13 protein-coding genes and 1 pseudogene are annotated in these 22,097 nt (G+C 62.9%); 1 reads left to right on the top strand and 13 read right to left on the bottom strand.

Annotated elements, in window-relative coordinates:
• Positions 1 to 52: 52 nt before the first annotated feature.
• The 4 genes from ACODS9_RS04525 to ACODS9_RS04510 all read right to left on the bottom strand — a co-directional run bounded on the left by ACODS9_RS04525 (position 53) and on the right by ACODS9_RS04510 (position 6,945).
• Positions 53 to 1,255 carry an EAL domain-containing response regulator gene (locus ACODS9_RS04525; RefSeq protein ID WP_489093349.1) on the bottom strand — a complete coding sequence of 401 codons (1,203 nt, stop codon included), beginning with the start codon at positions 1,253 to 1,255 and terminating at the stop codon, positions 53 to 55.
• Between the two features lie 111 nt (positions 1,256 to 1,366).
• A complete protein-coding gene (locus ACODS9_RS04520; RefSeq protein ID WP_489093348.1) occupies positions 1,367 to 5,047 on the bottom strand; it encodes a transporter substrate-binding domain-containing protein in 3,681 nt (1,226 codons plus the stop codon).
• On the bottom strand, positions 5,048 to 5,674 hold the full coding sequence (locus ACODS9_RS04515; protein WP_367858921.1) for a response regulator: 627 nt from the start codon (positions 5,672 to 5,674) through the stop codon (positions 5,048 to 5,050).
• 131 nt (positions 5,675 to 5,805) lie between these two features.
• On the bottom strand, positions 5,806 to 6,945 hold the full coding sequence (locus ACODS9_RS04510; protein ID WP_489093347.1) for an EAL domain-containing response regulator: 1,140 nt from the start codon (positions 6,943 to 6,945) through the stop codon (positions 5,806 to 5,808).
• Positions 6,946 to 7,222: 277 nt separating this feature from the next.
• Here ACODS9_RS04510 and ACODS9_RS04505 point away from each other — a divergent pair.
• Positions 7,223 to 7,563: pseudogene (locus tag ACODS9_RS04505) on the top strand (amidase); the annotation flags it as partial.
• Between the two features lie 108 nt (positions 7,564 to 7,671).
• Here the strand turns inward: ACODS9_RS04505 and ACODS9_RS04500 are convergent.
• The 9 genes from ACODS9_RS04500 to ACODS9_RS04460 all read right to left on the bottom strand — a co-directional run bounded on the left by ACODS9_RS04500 (position 7,672) and on the right by ACODS9_RS04460 (position 22,012).
• Complete coding sequence (locus tag ACODS9_RS04500; protein WP_489093346.1) at positions 7,672 to 10,239, bottom strand: fimbria/pilus outer membrane usher protein; 2,568 nt, start codon at positions 10,237 to 10,239, stop codon at positions 7,672 to 7,674.
• Between the two features lie 84 nt (positions 10,240 to 10,323).
• A complete protein-coding gene (locus tag ACODS9_RS04495; RefSeq protein ID WP_489093345.1) occupies positions 10,324 to 11,076 on the bottom strand; it encodes a fimbrial biogenesis chaperone in 753 nt (250 codons plus the stop codon).
• 74 nt (positions 11,077 to 11,150) lie between these two features.
• Positions 11,151 to 11,753 (bottom strand): fimbrial protein, encoded by a 603-nt coding sequence (locus tag ACODS9_RS04490; RefSeq protein ID WP_489093344.1) that lies wholly within the window; start codon positions 11,751 to 11,753, stop codon positions 11,151 to 11,153.
• A gap of 105 nt (positions 11,754 to 11,858) precedes the next feature.
• Positions 11,859 to 12,506, bottom strand: coding sequence for a response regulator (locus ACODS9_RS04485; RefSeq protein WP_401108579.1), 648 nt, complete (start codon positions 12,504 to 12,506; stop codon positions 11,859 to 11,861).
• Positions 12,507 to 12,563: 57 nt separating this feature from the next.
• On the bottom strand, positions 12,564 to 15,773 hold the full coding sequence (locus ACODS9_RS04480; RefSeq protein ID WP_489093343.1) for a hybrid sensor histidine kinase/response regulator: 3,210 nt from the start codon (positions 15,771 to 15,773) through the stop codon (positions 12,564 to 12,566).
• A gap of 81 nt (positions 15,774 to 15,854) precedes the next feature.
• Positions 15,855 to 17,048 (bottom strand): response regulator cyclic di-GMP phosphodiesterase PvrR, encoded by a 1,194-nt coding sequence (gene pvrR / locus ACODS9_RS04475; protein WP_489093342.1) that lies wholly within the window; start codon positions 17,046 to 17,048, stop codon positions 15,855 to 15,857.
• Entirely contained in the window at positions 17,035 to 19,860 is a 2,826-nt protein-coding gene (locus ACODS9_RS04470) for an ATP-binding protein (protein ID WP_489093341.1), read from the bottom strand. Before ACODS9_RS04470 ends, pvrR begins: the two co-directional genes overlap by 14 nt.
• A gap of 56 nt (positions 19,861 to 19,916) precedes the next feature.
• A complete protein-coding gene (locus ACODS9_RS04465; RefSeq protein WP_489093340.1) occupies positions 19,917 to 20,876 on the bottom strand; it encodes a fimbrial protein in 960 nt (319 codons plus the stop codon).
• A gap of 236 nt (positions 20,877 to 21,112) precedes the next feature.
• Positions 21,113 to 22,012: a proline iminopeptidase-family hydrolase gene (locus tag ACODS9_RS04460; RefSeq protein ID WP_489093339.1), complete on the bottom strand. Its 900-nt coding sequence runs from the start codon at positions 22,010 to 22,012 to the stop codon at positions 21,113 to 21,115.
• Between the last annotated feature and the right edge of the window lie 85 nt (positions 22,013 to 22,097).

Genomic DNA, 22,097 nt, shown 5'->3' with positions numbered 1-22,097 from the left:
CGCACTTATGACTTGGTTGAGAACACAATATCGCGCTTGTTTGGCGACCCACTCAAGATCCGGATGTAACGCCTCTCTGCAGCCCCAGCCAGTTCAAAAGACTCGCCGCCGACATTGGCCGCGCGCACAAGTATCCTTGCCCTTGAGTACAGCCAAGCTCCACCAGTGCCTTGCGCTGCTCTTCGGTTTCAATCCCCTCGACCACCACCGCCATGCCCAATGCCTCGCCCAGCGCCAGCGTGCTGCTGATAACGGCGCGGCGGCGTGGCTCGCTTCTCAAGCCGCGGACGAATTCGCCGTCGAGCTTGATTTCGTTGAAGGGCAACTGACACAGCCGCTGCAGTGATGAGAACCCCGCGCCAAAATCGTCGATGGACAAGCCACACCCCATCATGCGCAGACGCACCAGGCATTCCAGGCTGATCGCAGGCGCTTCGAGCAGCCCTGTCTCGGTCAACTCGAACGTCACCCCGGTGCCGGGCAAGTCATGCTCAACCAACAAGGCCTGGATCCTGCCCGTGAGTGTCGGATTGACCAACTGGCTCGCATGCAGATTGAAGGCAACATTCAGGGCAAACCCCTGGTCGATTGCCTGGCGCTGAAGTTGCAAGCCTTGTTCCAATTGCTGGAACAGCAAATCGTCCATCCATCCGCATCGTTCGATAACCGGCATGAACGCCGATGGCGGCAGTACGCCCTTGAATGGATGGTGCCAACGGGCCAGGGCCTCGATGCTGCACACGACGCCCGTCTTGAGATTGAACTTGGGTTGAAAGTACGCATGCAATTGATGGCCAGCGAGTGCCTGGCGAACTTCATCTTCGGTGGCCGGTACAACAGGCAGTACGCCCGACTCATTGATGGGCTCATTCAAGTGTCTGGCCAGCAGAAGTTTTAGCGCCCCAGGTTGCAAAGGCTTGTTGACATCGCCCCTCAGCGCCATGCCCAGCAGCGAAACCAATTGCCCGAGTACGGCGTGGGTATCGGCTGACAGCGCACTGCTGATGATGATCGACCCCGCCCGCCCGGTTCTGCCCAGATCCTGCAAGAAATCCATGGTCCCCGTACTTTCCATGGGCAAGTCACACAGCGTGATATCCAATGGACCGTTCTTTTCGAGCACGTTCAGTGCGTGCGCGCCATCGGCGGCCACGAAGACGTTCTGGCACCCCGATTGCCGCAGCCTGTTGGCCATCGTTGAAGAACGGGAGAAAGACTCGCCAAGAACCAGAATGCGCAACGGAAGCATGGGCATGGGCGCGGCTCGCAAGGAAAGTAATGAGCCAATTATCCGTACCTGGTTGACTGACTTCTTTAGGAAACGTCCTTGGCAATGTAGGAAATTTCCGATGGCGACAACCCATTTCTAATCAATGACGTCGCCCACATGCCCGTCGACAGCTGGCGGGGCAGCCATGTTTTGCTCCAACTCAAGCGCCAGTCGTTCCATTGCCTGCTGCACGGCATCCACCGCCTCAGTCAGCCCATCAGCCGCGGGGCTCACACAGATGGCCTCCAACTGCTCGCAGCACAGAATCAGGTTGCCCGCCTTGATGATACGTGCGCCCCCCTTGACCCGATGGGCGAGAGCGGACAGCCCCGACAGGTCGTGCTCACCGAACAGTTTGATCAGCTGCAACATATCCTCTTCATTGCTACTGGCCAGGTCACTCAACAGCTTGCTGATCACGACATGATCGCCACGGGTCAACTGCCGCAGGCTGCTCAGGTCGATGTCGCGCTCGACATCAAGGCTCAGGGTGCCATGCACCGATGATTCGAAGGTGGTCTGCACCGAAGCCAGCCTGGCACTCAGATCCCCTAGGCTGATCGGCTTGAACAGACAATCGTCCATGCCCTCGCCCAGGCAGCGGTCTTTTTCCTCAGGCTGGGCATTGGCCGTGAGGCCAAGGATCAAACAAGGCTTGGCACCCGAGTACTTTTCTTCGTCACGAATGGCCCGTGCCAGTTCGTAGCCGTTCATCACTGGCATATTACAGTCGGTGATCACCACATCGAAGTGACCTTTGCGCCAGGCACGCAGACCATGGGCACCATCCTCGGCATCGCTGACGCCATGCCCCAGGTAGGACAACTGCTGGGAGAGCAGCAGACGGTTGGCCGGGTAATCGTCGATCACCAGAATGTTCAACACACTCGCCTGTGCTGTCAGTTCCGCCGCAGGCTGCTCGTCAACAGGCATGGGTTGCAGAATCAAGAGATCGAGCTGGATGTCCACTTGCGTGCCTTTGCCCGGCACGCTGATCAGATGCAAATGCCCATCCATCATTTCACACAGCGTACGGCTGATGACCAGACCTAGGCCCGAACCGCCCCGGGCCGACTGATGATTGTTGCGGGCCTGGCTGAATGGGTTGAACAACAGTGCCTGATCTTCGCTGGAAATGCCGATACCGGAATCCTTCACCTGAACATGAAGCGCCAGGCGCTCACCACCCGCTCCAACCACAGCCTGCACACTCAAGCGCACTTCGCCTTCGTCGGTGAACTTGATCGCGTTGCTCAACAGATTGGACAGGATCTGCTTGAAGCGCAGGGGATCGATAAGCACATCGCGGCAGGCCTTGAGATCGAAATCCAGCAGCAGTTGCACGCCCTTCTGTCGTGCCACCCCTTCGAACATGCGCACCACCGACTCCACCAGTTCACGCAGACTGGCCCGCTCCGGGATCAGGGACAGACGGCCGGATTCAATCCGTGCGATATCGAGAATGTCGCCGATCAGGTCGAGCAACCCGCGTGCCGCCCCCGAGGCGACCTCGATTGCGAAGCGGTCCATGACGCCCTGGTCCGCCTTTTTCAATGCCAGTTCGAGCATGCCGATCACGGCATTCATCGGTGTACGGATTTCATGGCTCATGGTCGCCAGAAAGGTGGTCTTAGCCCGATTGGCGTCGTCGGCACACTGCTTGGCATTTTGCAGCTCGTCCAGCAAACGCTGACGATCGCTGATGTCGATCCAACCAGCGATAATGCCCATCACCACGCCTTCACTGGTGTGATACGGCAGCATCCAGTGATACACCGTGTGGACCACGCCGTCGCTGTGGATGTAGGTGCGGTCCTTGATCCACCGCGTTCCACTCTCCATGACCTTGACGTACTCGGCCTGGAATGTCTCGGCGTCGGCGCGGCCAACCACCGAGCTGTCGCTGAGCCGCTGGCCCATCACGGCTTCGCGTGGAAGCCCCAAGGCTTCAAGGTAGGCCGTGTTGCAACTGATCAGGCGTCCTTCACAGTCACGGACGTAGATTGCGTGGGGCGTGCCGTCGATCAACGCGCGCATGAACTCCATCTGGTCGTTGAGCGCCAGTTCGGTCTTTTCGCGAATGGATACCAGTTTGCGCAGATGAACGATCCACATCAGTGCCAGCATCAACAACAAGGCGAAGATGACAAAACCCTGGATGACCGCCGAGCGACGATTGCGCCAGCTGTCGTTGTCGATCACCACATCGTGACGCCAACGGCGCGTCAATTCATCCAGTTCCTCCGGAGGAATGCTGCGCAGCGCCTTGTCCAGAACGGAGTACAGCTCAAACGCCCCCCGGTCGGTGGCGAAACTGGTCTGGACCGATTGCGCACCGACAACATTGGCCACTCGCAGGCGCTCCCGGTACTGACGCAGAATCAGGTAACGCCCGTTGATCAGGGCATTGATGGCGCCGTCCGCCTCACCGCTATCCACCAGCGCCATGGCCTCGGCGGCAGTTGCCGTATCGACCAACTGGATGTCCGGAAACTTTTCGCTGATAAATCCCCGTAGCGCGTTACCGCTGCGCAGCGCCAGGCGTTTGCCGGCCATGTCTTCCAGGGAACGCGCGCTGCCCGCTTCGTCCCGGGTGATCAGGACGAACGGGCTGGTCAGGAATGAGCGGGTAAAGCGCAGTTTTTCCTCACGAACGGCAGTAGGCGTGAACGCCGCGATAAGGTCCGCCTTGCCCGCCTGGATCAGCCCCACCAGCTCATCCATCGAGCTCCCGCGCAGAACATCGAATTGCAAGCCCGTGCGCTGGCTGACCTTGGCCAGCACGTCGGCACTGATGCCCCGGAACTCACCCCGCCCATCAAAAAAGGAGACCGGTACAAGGCTGTCGTTGACCGCCACCGTCAGGCGGGGATGCGCTTGCATCCAGCGTTGTTCGGTCGCCGTGAACTGCAACGGATCAAGGCCGACGACATTCAGGTCTCCTGCCCCCCAACGGTGCAGAATCGTCATGCGCTCAGTAATCGGGATCGCCTCCAGCGCGGCATTGAGGATGTAGCGCAATTGGTTGTTGCGCTGATTCACGGCGAACGAAAAATGCGTGCTGTACGCGCCCGGCAAGGTCGTCAGCAGGACATCATTGAGGAAGTACTTGCCAGCCACGTAGTGCGTGCTGATGGCATCACCCAGATAGGCCTCAGCCTGATTGAACGCGACAGCGCCGATCCCGTTCTGCGCCAGTGTGTGGAGCTGCAACTGAGCCCTGGGATAGGCGGCGCTGACCATTTCCGTCGACTGACCGTTATCAAGCATCGCCAGGCGGCTGTCAGCCAGGTCCGCAGCCACAGCCCCAGCGGAGCCGCTGCGCGTCACCAGCACGGACGGCGTCTGCACATAGGCGCTGGTGAGCGCCAGCTCCGGATCGGTTCCATCGAAGCTGTTGACGGTGCCTACCAGGTCCAGGTCGCCATCCCTGAGTGCCTGCATCGCCTCGGCGCGGGATTCATAGCGAAACACTTCGATCCTGATGTGCAGCATGCCGGCCAGCAGCGCGGCATAATCGGCCGTGATGCCCTCGTAGTCCTGGCCATTGGTGATGATGTCGAAGGGGATGTATTCCGGCACCGATACGCCCAACCGCAGCGTGCTTTTGTTGCGTAACCAGCCCCAGTCCACCTCCTCCAGCACCACCGAAGGCAGTTCACCCTTCGAGCGGCCAAAGAGGTTCAAGGTTTGCTGAGCGGCTTGCGCCGGCGCAAGGCTCCCCAGCAGGCCGAGCAGGCAGCCAGTCAGTGCGAGGCAACGCAGAAGCGTGCTCATTCAGATCAGGTTGTTGCGTTTGGCGAAATCGGCCAGGTACACGACCGACTTGACGTTGAGCTTTTCAATGAGACGGGTTTTATAGGTGCTGACGGTCTTGTTGCTCAGCAACATGGCATCACCGATCTCCTTGTTGCTCAGGCCCCTGGCCAGTTGCTGCAAAATGATCAGTTCTCGATCTGACAGGCCGCGGATCATCTCTAGTTCCGTGGCATCGATATCACTGCGGCGTACCGAATTCCCTGCCAGGTTGGGAAAGAAGGTGTAGCCGGCCATCAGCGCCTTGATCGCCTTGCTCAGCTCGCTCAGGTCATCGGTTTTCGAGATATAGCCGGCAGCCCCCGCCTTCAGGCAGCGCATGGCGTAGAACGTCGCGGACTGTGAGGTCAGCACCAGGATCTTGCTCGACAGTTTCAGGCCGCAGATCCGGTTGATGACTTCAAGTCCGTCCAGGCTGGGCATGGCTATATCCAGCAAGATAAGGGCAGGCTCATGCTGGCGGGCCAGTTGTACGGCATCGACACCATTGGCGGCCTCTGCCACGACTTCGAAATGCTCACGCTCAAGCAACATCTTGACGGTCGCCCGAATGAACGGGTGATCGTCTACAACCAACGCTTTATGCATTTGAACCTCACTGCAGTACGCACAGAAAATGTTCGCGACAAAAGGGCCATGCATCCTGAAATTATGGACCACACCACTGACTTGCGCCCGGCGTGCTGGCTGTCATGTCGAGCTGTCTCGAAAAGCGAAACCTAGCGCTCAGGCGGTGAATCAGGCGCTTGCAACCAGCGTAGAAACCGCGGGGCTTCCATCGGGTCCGCCAGATGGAAGCCTTGCCCGAACGAACACCCCATCTCCAGCAGCCCATCACGGATAACCTGGCTGCCGACACCTTCGATGACCAGGCTCATGTCCAGTACCTGGGCCAACGCGACAGTGCTGGAGACCATTGCCCGAGTGCGAGGGTCCTCGATGGCTCGGACAAGCTGGCCGTCGAGCTTGAGCTGGTTGAACGGCAGCTGGCAGAGCAACATCAACGAAGAAAAGCCCATGCCAAAGTCATCGATCGACAAACCGCATCCCAGCCTGCGCAAGCGCAAGAGGTTCTCCCAGGTGGCGCGCGGGATATCAAGCAAGCCGTTTTCCGCCACTTCGAACAACAACGTCGCGCCAGGGAAATCGTGACATTCCAACACCTGTCCAATGTGCTCGATCAGGCCATCACGGGCCAATTGCGAGGCGTGAAGATTGAATGCCAGCTCCAGGGTCAGACCCTGCCGGCGCAAGGTACACAGCAGGGCCATCCCTTGCTCCAGCAGTTGCTTGAGCATCTCATCGAGCAGGTCGTAGGCCAGCACCGCGGCCAGAAAATCCTTGGGCAACAACAGCCCTCTGGCGGGGTGTTGCCAGCGAACCAGTGCCTCTGCCCCGGCTAACGCGGCTGTCTTCATATTGAATTTGGGCTGAAACCATGCCTTGAACTCCCCCCGAGCCAGCCCCTGTCGCACATCCCTTTCGCTGGGTAGCCGAGCGTGAGGTGACGGTTCGGCCCGCGGCGGTTGCTGCCGATGGGCATAGCGACCTAGCAGGTCCTGCAACCTGTGCACCTGTGTGGGTTTGCTCAGGGCTCCCAGCATCTGCAACCCGGACAGGCAGCTCAACTGCTCGAGTGCTCGACGTATTTCCGGCTTCATTTCGCCGCACAGCACAACCGCACGAGCCAGGCCACTCTCTCCTGACCGGGAGAGGAATTCCAGGCAGTGGACGGCGCGATTGCCCAGGCCGCAGAGGACAATGTCCACGCCGCCATCCCGGGCTATCTGGGCCAGGGCCCGCTCGCTGTCATCCGCCTGCAGAATGTCGTGGATGCCCAGATGCCGTAGCGCCTTCACCAACGCGTCACGCTGAGACGATTGATGTTCCAGGACCAGGACGCTAAGGGAGCCCATCTTTCCAGTTACTCTGCTAATGGCTTGAGATGAAATGTTCGCGATTCCGCATCATTGAAAACGAAGGACTTTTCTCGGCAATTTGTAGGAAATTTCCTAGGCGCAAGCTTGGATGGATGCAGGAGTGCTTTCTGATAGTAGTGTTCGAAACCTGAATGATTTCCAGTAAGCCACAAAGCCTTTTCACCGTATCCAGCAACGGCACAGCAACCAAGGGGATTGGATGGATGGACTTGAGCTGGATGCAGTGCTCTTCCCGACCGTTGCCGACGTCGGGCCGGCGAATGCCGACATCGATCCGCAGTCAGCGGACATTGCATGGCGCAATGGCACTTGGGTGGCCAACGGCAACCTGGCGATCCGCTCCTGGACGTGCCGACCGTGACCGTACCGATGGGTATCATGGCAGACATAGGCATGCCGGTTGGGCTGACCTTTGCAGGTCGTGCCTATGACGACTCCAAGCTGCTGCGCCTGGCCTCGGCATTCGAATCCACCGGGACCAGGCGCATGGGCCCGCCTCGCCCCCCCGCCTTATCTGCGACCGGTCAAGGTGTCTGACAACGCCGCCCAAAAAACTCAGGCCTGCCGGGCAAAACCCGGACAGGCCTGAGGAAGGGAAAACTATCGGTCGTTCCTAGTGCTGTCGCCTTGCCCGCTCGTCGTCGACTATTTGCCGCAGCGCAGCGGCATCCGCTCGTAGTGCAGGGCCTTGTCTCGCTCCGGCAGGACATACGCAGCCTGGCACTGCTGATTACCCCAGCGAATGGTCAGGGTGCCCTGCTCCTGTTCGACCAGCGCCAGTGCCTTGCCGCTCGGGTCGGAGATGGCCAACTGCTTGCCGCTGGCATCCTCCAGCGCGGCGCCGAACGGAATCCGCTCACCCTGGCCGTCGAGCAACTCGAACTGCACCCTCCGCCCGGTCTTGCCGGCATAGCGGGCCACCACCACGGCGCCGCGACGCGGGACCAGCTGCTGGGACGCGTTGTCGATCTCGATGTCGGCACCCAGGTCTCGGGTGTCCAGGCTGATCCAGTTGACCCGGTACGGCTGCGCGCTGGGAATCACCGCATAGCCGTTACGCCCGGTCTTCACGCCGCTGTAGCTGCTGACCTTGGCACCGCGTACGCCTGGCACCTCTACCAGGGCAAAGGTCTCACCCACGCTCTGGCCCAGGTTGACCCCGCCCGGGTGGGCCACCACTGCTCCGGCCAGGTTCAGACTCTGCGAGTCATAGCCCCGGCCCTGGCTGTAGCCCAGGCTGACATCGGCCACCGCGGTACGGGTGCTGAGGTTGGCCGAGGCCGAACGGCCGCCACTGTCGCTGCTGCCCGCCTGCAGCGAATAGGAGGTGTCGGCGCTGTCACTGAGATAGCCGTTAATACCGGCCTGGATGCTGCTGCCGCGCTGCTGCGAGCTGGTGGTGACGAAGGCGCGTGGCGCCCGCGGGCGGCTGCCCAGCGGGAACGACACCGACAGGCTGAGCTGGTTGTCGCTACTGGCCCGGCCGTCGCCCAGGTCGCGGCTACGGCTGAGGGTGAGGTTGTAGCTGGTGTCGCCCCAATTGTTGCTGTAACCGGCGGAGAAGCTTTGCGCGCCACCGCGATTCCAGTAACGCTGGTCACTGGCGTTGAGGTAGACGCTGCCCAGTTGGCGGTTGCTGCCCAGGCTCTGGTTGATGGTGAGGTCGGTGCGGGTCTTGGAGTTGCCCGTGCGCCACAGCAAGTCGCTGCTCAGGTCCTCGACATGGCTGGCGAGGCTGCGGTAGCCCTCGGTCGAATAGCGGTAGGCGGCCAGGGTGAAACTGGTGGCCGTGCCAGTGAACGTCTTGGCGTACAGGGCCCGCAGGCTGTTGCCGGTGTTACGCACGCCCTGGGCCTGGCTGCTGGAGTGGGTCACATCCAGCGACACCGCGCCCAGCGAGGTATTGCGCCCCACGCCAACAGCCAGCGCGCGGTACTGCTCGGTGGCCTGCACGCCGAGGATACCGGTCAGGTTGCTGTCGATGCCATACGCCAGGTTGGCGCTGAGCATCTGCGGCGTTGCCAGCCCCTCGCTGTTGCTGTTGTAGCGCCCTGCCGAGACGCTGTAGCGCACCTGTCCTTCGCGGACCATGATCGGCAGGCTGGAGAACGCCTGCTGGCTCGTCCGGCGGCTGCCGTCGGCCTCGATGATGGTGATCTGCAGGTCGCCATTGGAGCCGCTGGGGTAGATGTCGCTGATCTCGAACGGCCCAGGTGGCACGTTGGTGGTGTAGAGCAGGTAGTTGTCCTGGCGGATCTCCACCGTGGCGTTGGTCTGCGCCACGCCGCGGATGATCGGCGCGTAGCCGCGCTCGCTGTCGGCGCGCATGCCGTCGTCGGACTCGAGCTTCAGGCCACGGTAGCGGACGCTGTCGAACAGCTGGGCGTCGCTGAAGATATCGCCGGCGCTGAACTGCCCCTTGAGCCCGATGACGTCGTGCTGCAGGTAGCTGCGGTTGCTGCGAAACGTACTCGCGCGGCCACTGCCACTGCTGAAGTTGGACTCGTTGCGCAGACGCCAGCCACCGAGGTTGAGGCCGTTGCGCAAGCCCAGGTTGCCGTTGTAGCGGGTGCTGGACGCGTCGGCGTTGCGGCTGCCGCTCAGCTGGTAGTTGATGAAAGCCGCGGGCACGCCGTTGTCCCACAGCTGCGGGTCGACGTAGCCGCGCAGGCCGCGCTGCATGGCGACCTGCGGCACGCTGACAGCCAGGCGCAAGCGGCTGGCATCGAAGCTGACCACGGCCTGATCGATCAACGCCGGCAGATCCTGGCAGGCCTGATCGGCGCTCAGGTCGAGGCGGCCCTGGGCGTGCAACTTGTCCATGTCGATGCCCAGCTGCTTGAGCAGCTCCAGGTTCAGGCAAGGCTCCACGCGGCCGCTGCCTGGCTGGCGCTGGAAGTCGATATCGCGCCGTCCCACCAGCACCTCGTTGCTGTACAGGTCGACCCGGTAGTTGCCAGGCAGTACACGGGCACCGGCCAACAGCAGTTGCAGGTCCACCGAGGATGGCGCGCCTTGCAGGAACGTGGTGTTGAACGCCAGCAACTGAGGGTCTGCATCGGCCTGCACCACCGTGTCGGCCTGCGCGCCGGCAGCCTGGATGGCCAGCGACAGCGCGGCGAACTTCAGCGGTGCGGGCGCGTTGAAGCGCCCCCGAACGCGCACAAGGGGGCCCGCACCAAGGTCGGGGCGCTTGTCGAACGGCAGAAACATGCGAGGAAACCTTAATCATCCGTGGCGAACAGCGGGCACGGCAAAAGCGCCTGCGCCGACGTGCGTTGACGTTGCTCGGGGGCTTTACAGCGAAGCGGCGGGTTCGACGGCCGTGGCCTTGCTGGCGCTTTCCGGCAGCAGCTCTGCCCGATACTCGCTTTGCGCGCCATAGTCATTGATGCTGTGGAACGTCAGGCGCGCAGCGCCAGCCGCCAAGCCCTGGGCCAGGGCGAAGGTACGGGCCTGGCCGGGGGCGATCATCGCCGAGTCGGCCGCCAGCGTTTGCTGGCCGTTGGCGGTGACAGTGATGTCAGCCATCGATACGTGGTACGCACTGGGGTTGCTGACCGACAGCACGGTGGCGCTGCCCTGGCGCGTCAGGCGCCAGTCGAGCGCCTGCGGTGCCTCGAGCGCATCGCCTTGCAGCCCGACGGGCCGGAAGAACACCTTGATGCGCTGGCGCACCGCCAACTGCAGGGTGTTGGCCTGCTGGCTGGCTTGCGGGATTTCCTGGACATTGAGCCAGACCACCGATTCGCGGTCCTGGGGCATGCCCGCACCTTCATACAGGATGCGCAGCAATTGCTGTTGCTTGGCCGTGACCCTGGCCAGCGGTGGCGTCACCGCGAAGGGTACGCTGCGATCCAGTCCGGCATCGGTGTCGATCCAGGACTGGACCAGCACATCCTGGCCACCATTGCGCACGGTCACGTTGGCTTCCTTGTGGGTGCCGTCGAAAACCACGCGGGTAGCGCTCAGGGAGATACCTGCCAGCGTCGGGAAAGCCAGGCACATGCCCAGCACACCCAGGCAGGCGCTGAATTTAAAAGGCAACATGGCGTTTCGTCCCTCGTGTCTAAGTGGACGCCGAGGCCCGCGGGCCTCGCACGTACTGAACCCTGGGTGACGAATTACTCGTACTGCAGGATAAATGGCAGGGTCGCATCACCGCGGCCGGCGGTGGCGCTGCCGGCGGCGCCAGTGGTCACGTAGGCTGCGGAGAAGGTCAGGCTGGTGTCGCCACCTGCGGTACCGGCACCATGCATGCCGCCCTGGATGGTGGCGGAGGTCTTGCTGCTCAGGTCGATTTTCGCGCCGGTGCTGTCGAGCAGTGCAATGCCGACGTTCTTCGCCGCGCCGCTGCCCGGGGTCAGCGCCAGCACGCCCTTGCCGGTGACGATGCCGGAGCCGCCGAGAATGGTCGGGTCAAAGACCATGGACACCTTGGTGCCCTGGTTGCAGTTGACATTGAGGTTGAACGGCTTGCTGGTCACACGTCCCGCAGCCGGCGCTTCGGCGGTGCCCATGTCCTTGATCGAAACGCTGCCCATGTCGACTGCAATCATGCGATCGGCATCGGCGCCGTCGACCGAGCAGGCATCGTTGTTGATAATGCCGCTGAACGTGATCTTGCCGCTGCCGCCCTGCACGGGAGCGGGCGCCTCTGCGGCGAAGGCGCCAATCGAAGTAATAAGGGCGGAAAGTGCAAATGCGGAGAAGGAATAATTTTTCATGCTGATGTCCTGGTTTGTAAGGTGCTGCAGTCAGTTGCCTACGCACATTAATGGCACCAGGCCTGCATCAACATCAGACGATCCTTATAACCCATCTGGCGCAGTTCAATTGAACACGCGTCGCTCCAGGCAATAAGCCAGGAGTGCCTGGTCACTGTCCACTTCAAGTTTGCGCATGGCCGAAATTTTTTGCGCGCTGATGGTCTTGGGGCTACGGTTCAGGCTTTCGGCAATATCACCCACCGTTTTGCCGGACACGAACAAACGCAACACTTCGCGCTCGCGCAGCGACAAGGTATCCAGGCGTTGATCGGTATCCAGCCCGGAGTCGATCACCGATGCCTTGGGCGGTTGCGGGCTCAGGTACGGTCGCTTGCGCTGGATGGCCTTCAAGGCCCGTTCGATCTCGGTATGCAGGTGGTTCTTCTGGATCACCCCCACTACGCCAAGTTCATGCAGGCGGTCGAGAATCATCGAGCTGGAAATCATGGTCAATACCAGCACCTGCACCGCCGGATAATGCCGCTTGAGATAGTCGATCAACTTCAAGCCGTCACCATAAGGTGAATCGTCCGGCATGTTGTAATCGGTAATAACCAAGTCCACGGGTTGTTGTTGCAACAGGGTGATCAGCGCTTGCGAACTCACGGCCTCACCCACCACGCAAAAGTGCGGATCGCGCTCGACCAACTCACGCACGCCAAACAAGACGATCGGGTGATCGTCGGCGATGATGACCTTGAGTTTTTCCATATAACCTCGGACCTTTTGAATTGACGGCGCCCGCTTGGCAAGCAGCGTGGCGTGATCTTACTTGAGGACGTCAGTCATTGCTTGCAGGCGTTGGACCACCTGCGCTATGTGCTGGTGCATCAATTCATCGAGTGCCTCGCTGGCCAGTCGTACTTCGAGTGCGTTGCAGCGCTGCGCCAGGTTGGCCGCCTGCACCGCGCCCAGCGCTCCGGCCACGCTGTGCAGCTGCCTGCCCAGAGCCTGGGCGTCGCCCTGCTTGAGGGCCGCCAGCAGGGCCTGGATATCCTGGGTCATCGTCTCGACGAACAGGTCGCGCATGGCCGGCGACAGGCTGAGCGGCGCATCTTCGCCATCCGGCAGCGCCGTGGTGGCTGGCACCGGCTCGGCTTCGGGCATCGCGCCTTGCCAGGTGGGCAGGCACAGCTTGAGCAACTGGCTGCGCAAGGTCTGCAAGCTCAGCGGTTTGACGATCCAGGCGCTCATGCCCACTTCCAGGCAGCGCGCGCCCTCCTCGCGCATGGCGTTGGCGGTGACGCCGATGATCGGCAGCGCCGATGCCTGCTCACGCAGCGCGGCGGCCAGCTCATAGCCGTTGAGCACCGGCATGTTGACGTCGGTCAGCACCAGGTCGAACAAGCCTGGTTGCCAGGCCTGCAGGGCCTGTTCGCCGTTGCTGGCAGCCACCACGGTGCAGCCCAGTGCTTCGAGTTGCTCCTTGAGGATCGCCTGGTTGATGGGGTTGTCCTCGGCCATCAGGATCCGCAGCCCCAGGTCGGTGGCGATGCCCGGCTGGCGGTCCGGCGTCGGCGCACCCTGGCCCTTGGCAATGCGGGTCACCGCCTGGGCGATGGCGTGTACATCGTGCATGTTCATCAGCCAATCATTGTGATGGGTTTCCACCGATCCGGTCCCGTGGCAGCGAATGCGCGGGCCCGGCCAACTGAACCCCGCCGCGTCCGGCAGCACATCGACCAGCACCGCCCCAGGCGGGACCGCGCCTGACGCCGCCGGAGCCAGCTGCGCCTCCAGGCCCAGGCGATCGAGCCAGTCGCAGTAATGCTGGGCCAGCTCCGGTATCGGCGCGCGCACATACACCGGCAACGGCAAGGCCTCGCCGCGCGGTAGCGCGGGCAAGGCCGGCTCGACCACCGGCAGGGTCAGGCGCAGCGTGAAGCTGCTGCCCAGGCCCGGTTCACTGACCACCTGCAACTGGCCGCCCATCATCTCGCCGAGCCACCCGCAGATCGGCAGGCCCAGCCCCGCGCCGCCCTCGTTGGAGGCCTCGTGCACCTGATAGAACAGCTCGAACAACCTGGCCTGCTGCGTGCCGGACAAACCGATACCGGTGTCCGCGACCTGCCATAGCAGGCTGACCTGGCCATCGGCGCAGGCCAGTACCTGGGTACGCAATACCACCCTGCCGCTGTCGGTGAACTTGATGGCGTTGCTCAGCAGGTTGTTGAGGATCTGGCGGATGCGCATCGGGTCGCCGAACACTCGCCGTGGCAGCGTGGCGTCGCAGCAGCCATACAGCAGCAGCCCCTTGCGCTCGGCGAAGGCAGCATAGGTGCGCAGGGTGTCCTCGATCAGCTCCAGCGGGCAGAACGCCACGGGTTCCAGGGCCATCTGGCCGGACTCGATCTTGGACACATCGAGCACGTCGCTGATCAGCTGGAACAGCGTCGCCGAGGAGCGCTGGATGGTTTGCAGGTACGCTTGCTGGCGTGGCGCCAGTGGCGTCAGGCCGAGCAGTTCGAGGGTGCCCAGCACGCCATACAGCGGTGTGCGGATTTCATGGCTCATGGTGGCCAGGAACAAGGTCTTCGCCTCGTTGGCCGCGGCCGCCTGGCGCCTGGCATCCTCCAGCGCACGCGCATCCTCGACGTGTCGCGTCACATCATTGAAGGCGTACAGGCGTACATCCTGGCCTTGGTAGCGGGTAGCGACGAAGCCGACTTGCAAGTGCCGCCCTTCGATCTCCAGTGCATGCTCGCCGGCCTCGCCGCCGTCCTGGTCGTAGTCCAGCGCCGCGACCAGGGCCGCAGTACCCTGCCATTGCTGGGCAAGCTGGTTCTCCACCAGCACCTGGTGATCCGCGCGACGCACAACACACAGGCCCGTCGGTGCGGTGTCGATTACCACCCGGCTGAATGCCTCGCTCTCGGCGATGGCGGCATGGGCACGGTGCGCCGGCAGGATGACCTGGCGCCGGTACCAGCGGCTCGCGCCCCAGCCCAGGCCGGCCAGGCAGGCGATGCCCAGACCAAGCCCCAGCAGCGACCCCAGCGCGTAGTGAAAGAAACTCTTGTAGCCGATGGTGTAGATCGCCATCCAGGCCGGCCCCTGGTGGTTGACCAGCTTGAATACCAGGCCGTCGGGCCTGAGGCTGAACCCCTCGCGCAGGTACGACTCGGGGCGCAGCATGCCCGAGAGGACCTGCCCGGAAGGTGTGACCAGGGTGAAACGGTCATACACCGACCAGTCCATGGTGCGCTGGAAATCGTTGGCCTGAGCCAGGTCAATCACCACCACGGCCGTGGCTTGGGTACCTGCGCCCTTGATGTGCAAGTGCCCAGGTAACAGGTTCAGGTGCGCATAGGCCATCACCCGGGCGGCGACCACGCCGTTGCCGGGATGGTCATAGGGGCGCCACTTTACCGCCGTTTCATCGCTGTCGGGGGCCTGCGCCCTGATGATATCGAGCATCTGCCCCAAGGGCTCGTGCATGGGCGTGTTGGCGCTGCGTTCACCGATCGCCGGCACAGCAACATCGAAGCCGCCCCGGCGGTTGAACAGAAAAGCCTGCGGCGACTGGAAGTGCGAAGTCGACCAGAACGCGCTGTAGTAGGCGCTCAGGTGCGCGCCCAGGGTGAGCACCTTGGCACTTTCGCCGCCGTCCCCGGCCTGGCTGCCAAGCCTGATATCGAACGGCAACGCAAACGGGCTCTCCTGGCCGCGGAACAGGCTGGCGCCCTCCCCCGTGCCGGGTTCCACCCGCCACACCTGTGCGATGTCATGGGTCAACAGTTCGCCACGCAGGCTGCGCTGGCGCAGGCTGGTCAGAAACAGCTCCTGCTCCTGGACGTTCTCCATGAGCCGGGCAAAGTGAAAGCGCACCATGTCATGGTGCTCCTCGATCAGCCGCTGCAGCGACCAATAGGTGGTGGCCACCAGCAGCACCGCCACCCCGACCAGCACCATCATGCCTTTGCTCAGGCGTGACGAGCTGCGGGCAAGGTTTTCCAGAAGTACATTGGACTGTTTCATCAAGGTTTCCGTAGGCCGGCAGGTGCGGATATGGGTGGAATTCTACCTCCATGGCAAGGCACTGACCTTGCGTCAGTTCGATCAGTAGCCCGTCGCCGGGCCATCGGCTATCAACAGGTGCAGGAACTGCTCCGGCGACACCGCAGGGGAAATCAGGAAGCCCTGCACATGACTGCACTCCAGGCGGCGCAGCACCGCCAGCTCCTCGGGCATTTCGACCCCTTCGGCGACCACGTTGAGGCCGAGTCGACGACCCAGGGCGACGATACTGGCCAGGGCCGAGGCCAAGGTGTCGTTCTGATGGCAGCCCTGCACCAGGGCGCGGTCGATCTTGAGCTCGGTGAACGGGGTCGACACCAGGTTCATGTACGAACTGTAGCCTTGGCCGAAATCGTCCTGCGACAGGCCGAAACCCTTGATGCGCAGGCGGCAGGCGCCGGCGTAGTAGTTGCTGACTTCATCGGGCACGGAGCACTCCATCAGTTCGAAGCAGATGCTTGCAGGGATGCCCTGGTGGTGCAGGACGAACTCCAGCAGGCGGTCGGCCAGGTCATGGCTGTTGAGCAGATGCGTCGGCAGGTTGATCGACACCGGGATGTCGTAGCCACGCTCGCGCCAGTGGGCCTGGGCGTCCAGGCTCTGCTTGAGCATCAGCCATAGCAGGCGCTCCTCCAGGGTGAAGGCCTTGAGCGCGGGCAGGAACGCCCCCGGCAACAACACCCCCTGCTCGGGATGTATCCAGCGCACCAGGGCTTCGGCGGCGACGATGCGGCCATTGCCCAGGGACTTCTTGGGCTGGAACCAGGCCTGCAGGGCGCGACTGTTGAACGCCTCGAGCAGTGCCGGGCGGTCGCGCTTGACAAGCGGCGGTAGCGCCTGCGCCGGGGTGCGGTGCTGAGCCCTGAACCGCGTGACCACGGCGCGCAGTGCCTCGGGAGTCAGCGGCTTGGACAACAGTCCGACCACGTTCACCCCCAGGTGCTTGGCCGCCAGGCTCGCAGCCATCAGCATCCGCCGCGACGTTGCGCTCATGATCGCCAGGCCCGTGCGGCCCGGCAATGCCGCCAGGTTCTGGATGAACTGCACGCCATCCATGCCCGGCATCAGCAAGTCGGTGAGGACCAGGTCATAGTCACGCTGGCGCAGGCGCGACAATGCTTCGTTGCCGTCGCGCGCGGTGTCCACGCGCAACTCGCCCAGTTCGTGAAACAGTTGCTGCAGATACCGGCATTGGAACGGATGGTCCTCGACGATGAGGATCTCAAGGGCATTCATGGGCGTTTCCTTGGTAGGCGGCCAGGCAATGGAACAGCGCCTGCAGGGTGAAAGGCTTGACCAGGCAATGGTTCATCCCGGCAGCCAGGCACAGTTCTTCCTCGCCGCGCAGGGCATTGGCCGTGGCGCCGACGATAGGCGCCACGCAGCCCTGTCGACGGAGGAGCCTGGCCAGTTCATAGCCGTTGAGGCGCGGCATGTTGATGTCGCTGAGGATCACGTCGAACGCGCCCTGCTCCCAGCAACGCAGCGCCTGCTCGCCATCGCTGGCCAGCACCACGCTGCAGCCGAGCTCCTCGAGCTGGTCGCGCAGGATCAGTTGGTTGATGATGTTGTCTTCGGCCACCAGGATGCTCAGGCCGAGCCGTCGGGTGCGCGGACTCGGGGTGCCCGCCTCGTTGTGGGTCAGCCAAAGACCCTGGGCCTGGCGGACCGCCTGATGGATCGCCGCAAGGTGGCTGAGGTTGACGTACCAGCAGTCGCCTTCCTGGCGCGGCTCGCTGCATCCGTCGGCGCTGGCCAGTATTCGCCGCCCGGGCCATTCGGGCTGCAACACGGCGCCTAGCTTGCCGGGGTGGGCCTCGAGCAACAGCCCGCTACCGGTCATCACGGCCACCGGCCCGGCCTGGGCTCGCGCGCCCCAGCGGCGCAACCAGCCGGCCAGGCTTTCGGCCAGCTCAGGCAATGGCGAAACCACATGGATGCGTTCGGCCAGCAAGTTGCATGGCAGGCTATCATCGATGTCGCGCAGGGTTTCCTCAAGCGGCAGCAGCAAGCTGAAGCTGGTGCCCAGGCCGCGCTCGCTGACCATGCGCATCTGGCCGTTCATCAACTGGGTCAGGCGCTGGCAGATTGGCAGCCCCAGGCCGGTGCCGGCCACCACATGGGTATTGCCCCCGGCCTGGTAGAACGGATCGAAGATGAACGGATGGTCCTCCTGGGCGATGCCGCGGCCGGTATCGGCCACCTGCCAGGACAGATACGAACGCTCGGCGTCGCGGTGCGAAAGGCGCACCCGCAGCACCACGCGGCCATGGTCGGTGAATTTCACTGCGTTGCTCAGCAGGTTGTTGAGGATCTGGCGGATGCGTGCCTGATCCCCCTGCACGCGCAACGGCAACTTCGGGTCGAGGCAGGCGTGCAGTTGCAGGCCCTTGCCCAGGGCCGCCGCGCTGTACCCCTGGATCACTTCGTGGACCAGTTCCAGGGGCGAAAACTCGCTCAGTTCCAGCACCAGTTGCCCGGCCTCGATCTTCGAAACATCCAGCACATCGCAGATCAACTGCAGCAGGGCCGCCGACGATCCTTCCAGCGCGCGCAGGTAGTCACGCTGCTGGCCATCGAGGGCTGTGCGCGACAACAGCTCCAAGGTGCCCAGCACGCCATAGAGTGGCGTGCGTATTTCATGGCTCATGGTCGCCAGGAACAGGGTCTTGGCCTCGTTGGCCGCGTCGGCGGACTGTCGGGCCGTTTGCAGCGCCGCTTCCACCTGCTTGCTCGCGCTGATGTCGTTGAACGCGCACAACAGCACGTCCTCGCCTTTGTAGCGGGTCGGCACGCTGCTGCGGTGCAGGTGCCGGCCAGTCGAGGTCATGAAGGTTTCGTCATGGGTGGCGTGCGGGGCGTCGAACGCCTGGCGGATCCAGCCCGGGCACAAAAGCGCACGGTCCAGCTCGCTGCCCAGCCATTGCTGCGCCAGGTGGTTCTCCAGGACCATTCGCCCGTCGCTGCGGCGCAGCACGCACAAGGCCACTGGCGCGGCCTGGATGACATCCCGGCTGAACGCCTCGCTTTCGATCAAGGCCTGGATGCGGTGCAGAGTCGGGGTGATCAGGCGTTGCTCGAGGCGGCGCAGCAGTAACAGGATCAGCGTGATGCTCAGCATGCAGAACGACAAGGCGCCGAGTAATTGCTGCCACAGCCCCTGGAGCACGTCGAGCAGGTCGATCGAATACACCAGCTGCCAGTCCGACGACATCAGCTTCTTGCGGATCACCAAGCGATCCGGCAGCAGGCCGTCCCCCACGAAGCCAAAGAAACTGTCACCCTGGTAGCCCGGCAGCGAGCGGCTCAGGCGGGCGTTGGGCATGTTGCTGAACACCAGCATGCCGTCGGCGTTGAGCATCATGAACTCCCCGGCGCTCTGCTCCCTGAGGGCCATGGACACCGCCCGGCTGTCCATTTCCAGGCCCAGCCAGCCGGACTGCGGGTCATGTTCGTCCAGGCGTTTGAAGATGTACAGGTGTGGCGCCTGCGGGTCGCGATCGGTCAGCCACAGCTCCTGCAGCACCGGGCCATCGCGTTCGTGCAGCGCCTGCAGTTGCTCGAGTACGCGGCTCGACAGCGCCGAGGGGCGGTTGCTGGCACTGAACAGGCGCAGCTCCTGGCCATGCGCGCCACTGCCGACGTACAACAGGCTGACCTGCTGGGCCTTGAGGTAGTCACACATGCGCCGCGTCAGCCAGAGGCTCCATTGGTTGCCCGGCCCCGCCCCCACCTGCAGATGCAGCTCGGCGAACGATGGCACGTAGGCCAGGGGCTCGGCTTGCCAGCCCTTGCGCACGGCGGACAGGCTCAGGCTTTCGAGCAGCGCTTCGCGGGTGGTGAAGAAGGTATGCGCTTCGGCGATCGCACTGCTCATGTAGCCGCGCCGCTGGGAGATGTCATTGTTGAAGGTGAACAACAAGAAGTTGTAGGCGCCACCGAGAATGCCGGTGGACAACACCAGGGCGAACACCCGTAGCAGGCGTCGCACGGCTTCGGGGCTGGAAAGCAAGGGGCTGATCTGCAACAGGTAGCTTTTTAATCTCATCCGCCGAATCTAGGGCCCGGAGTGGCGAATGGACATCAGACGATCCTTAATGGCGCCTACAGGTAGCTCATGATGAAGGTCACTTCGCTGTTGGCGCTGCCCGGGCGCAGCGATTCGGTCGCCAGCCGATAGTAGCTGGCCGTCAGGGGAATCACGAAGTTGCCGCCATTGACGTTGTAGCCGCTGAAGGTGCGCGAGGTGTTCAACGGTACCGGCACGCCATTGTCGTCCTTGATCTGCAGGGCGATGCCCGCGGCGGACGAAGCGCTGTTCAGTCCTACCACGCCTTGGCCGGCGTTGATAATCGGGGTCAGTGCCTGCAGTTGGTAGTTGACCTTGGCAATACCCTTGGGGCAGTTCTCGAGGCGGATATTGAAAGGTACCGCACGGCTGCTGGTACCGGGGGGGCCAAAGTCGGCCAGCTTGTAATCGTCACCCATGGCCACGTTCACATTCGGCGTTTCACAGGAGGCCGCCACGACATTGATGGGTTTGGTCAATGAAAAGTCGACGTACGTCTGGGTACCCCAGAAAATGCTCCCCAGTGCACCCGACTTGACCAGGTTGCTGGGCGCCAGGGTGCCAGCCTTGACGACTTCCAACACGATGTCGCCTTCGATCAAGTATTCGCCGGCGTCCATTGGAGTCGACGCCCGCACGTAGGCGAGGCCATTCGACATTACATACTTTACCCTGAATGCCAGCCCGGAGGTGCCGATTGGAAACACCGATGCCTCCGGAGCCGGCGCTGTACCGCGGCCTGCGGCTAGCTTCAGCCCCCGCAGTTCGTTGGTGGTACAGGAGAAAACGGTACGGGGCACCGTCTGGGTTTCTGTATAGAGCAACGTATTATCGGGTGCGTCGCGCGGCAGGGTGATAACACCGGGGCCGCTAAAGGTGATGTAACGCAGGGCATCCGAGGCGCAACTGGCATGGGCCAGCCCTGTTACTGCGCAAAGAAAGGCGAGGCCCAGGCCGGTGGCTGCCTTGGCGAAGGGAAAAGTGCCGTGGTTCATGCTGGTTGTGTACCCCGAAGGACTGTTGCGCAAAAGTCCTAGGTTAAAGGGCTTGCCCTCGGATACCCCATCAGACGAATCCTAATGCGCCAACTGCCCCGAGGTCGCATCCAGAGCAAGGGATCCGACGCGCGCACTGAAGACCCTGGTACTCCCAGAAAAAACTCAGGCCCGCCGGGTTGAACCCGGACAGGCCTGAGGAAGGGAAACTGTCGGCCGGCTGGCGGCCGTTGAAGCTACAGACTCTCGTCGAGGAACTTGACCACGGTGCCCATGCACGCCACCCGTTCTTCCACATGCGGCATGTGGCTGGAGTTTTCGAACAGCGCCCAGCGGATGCCCGGGATCAGGTCCAGGTACGGCTTGACTACCAGCGGCGTCGCCTCGTCATAGCGCCCGGAGATCAGCAGGCTCGGCACGTTGATCCGCGGCAGGCGGTCGACGATGGTCCAGTCCTTGGTGCTACCGATGATGTGGAATTCGTTGGGCCCGGTCATCGCGTGGTACACGGTCGGGTCGGCCTCCACCTGGGCGAAGGTGCGTGCCACCTCTTCCGGCCAGGGCTTGAGCCGGCACACATGGCGGTCGTAGAACACCTGGGTGGCGGCGATGTAGTCGGCTGCGGTGTAGTCCCCTACGGCCTCGTGACGCAGCAGGGTTTCCTGGACGTCCTTGGGCAGTTCCTCGCGCAGGCGGTTGGCCTCGCGCACCCAGGTGCGCATGTCGGCCGGCGAGTTGGCGATCACCAGGCAGCGCAGGCCCCTGGGCTGGCGCACCGCGTGCTCGCTGGCGAGCATGCCGCCCCAGGACTGGCCCAGCAGTGCGTAGCGCTCGCTGATGCCCAGGTGCTCGAGCAGGTTGTCGAGCTCATCCAGGAACAGCTTCACCGTCCAGAACGACGGCGGCATCTGCGGCAGGTGAGTGGAACGGCCGTTGCCCAGTTGGTCGTAGTGGATGACCGGGTAGCCACCAGCGGCAACATCTTTATAGGCATCGACATAGTCGTAGGTGCAGCCCGGGCCGCCGTGCAGGATGACCAGCGGGGTGCGGCCACAGGCCAGGTCGCCGGTGACGCGGTACCAGGTCTGGTAGTCGCCAAAGGGGGCAAAACCTTCACGCGATTGGGTGAGTTCCATTTCATCCGGCTCCATGTGAATCATGGAACACACGATAACCCTATGCGCAATGCGGCATAACTAGAGAGTTCGCTAGGTTTTCGGT

Source organism: Pseudomonas sp. FG36, assembly GCF_057809275.1.
This window is presented reverse-complemented; position numbering and strand designations above follow the sequence as displayed.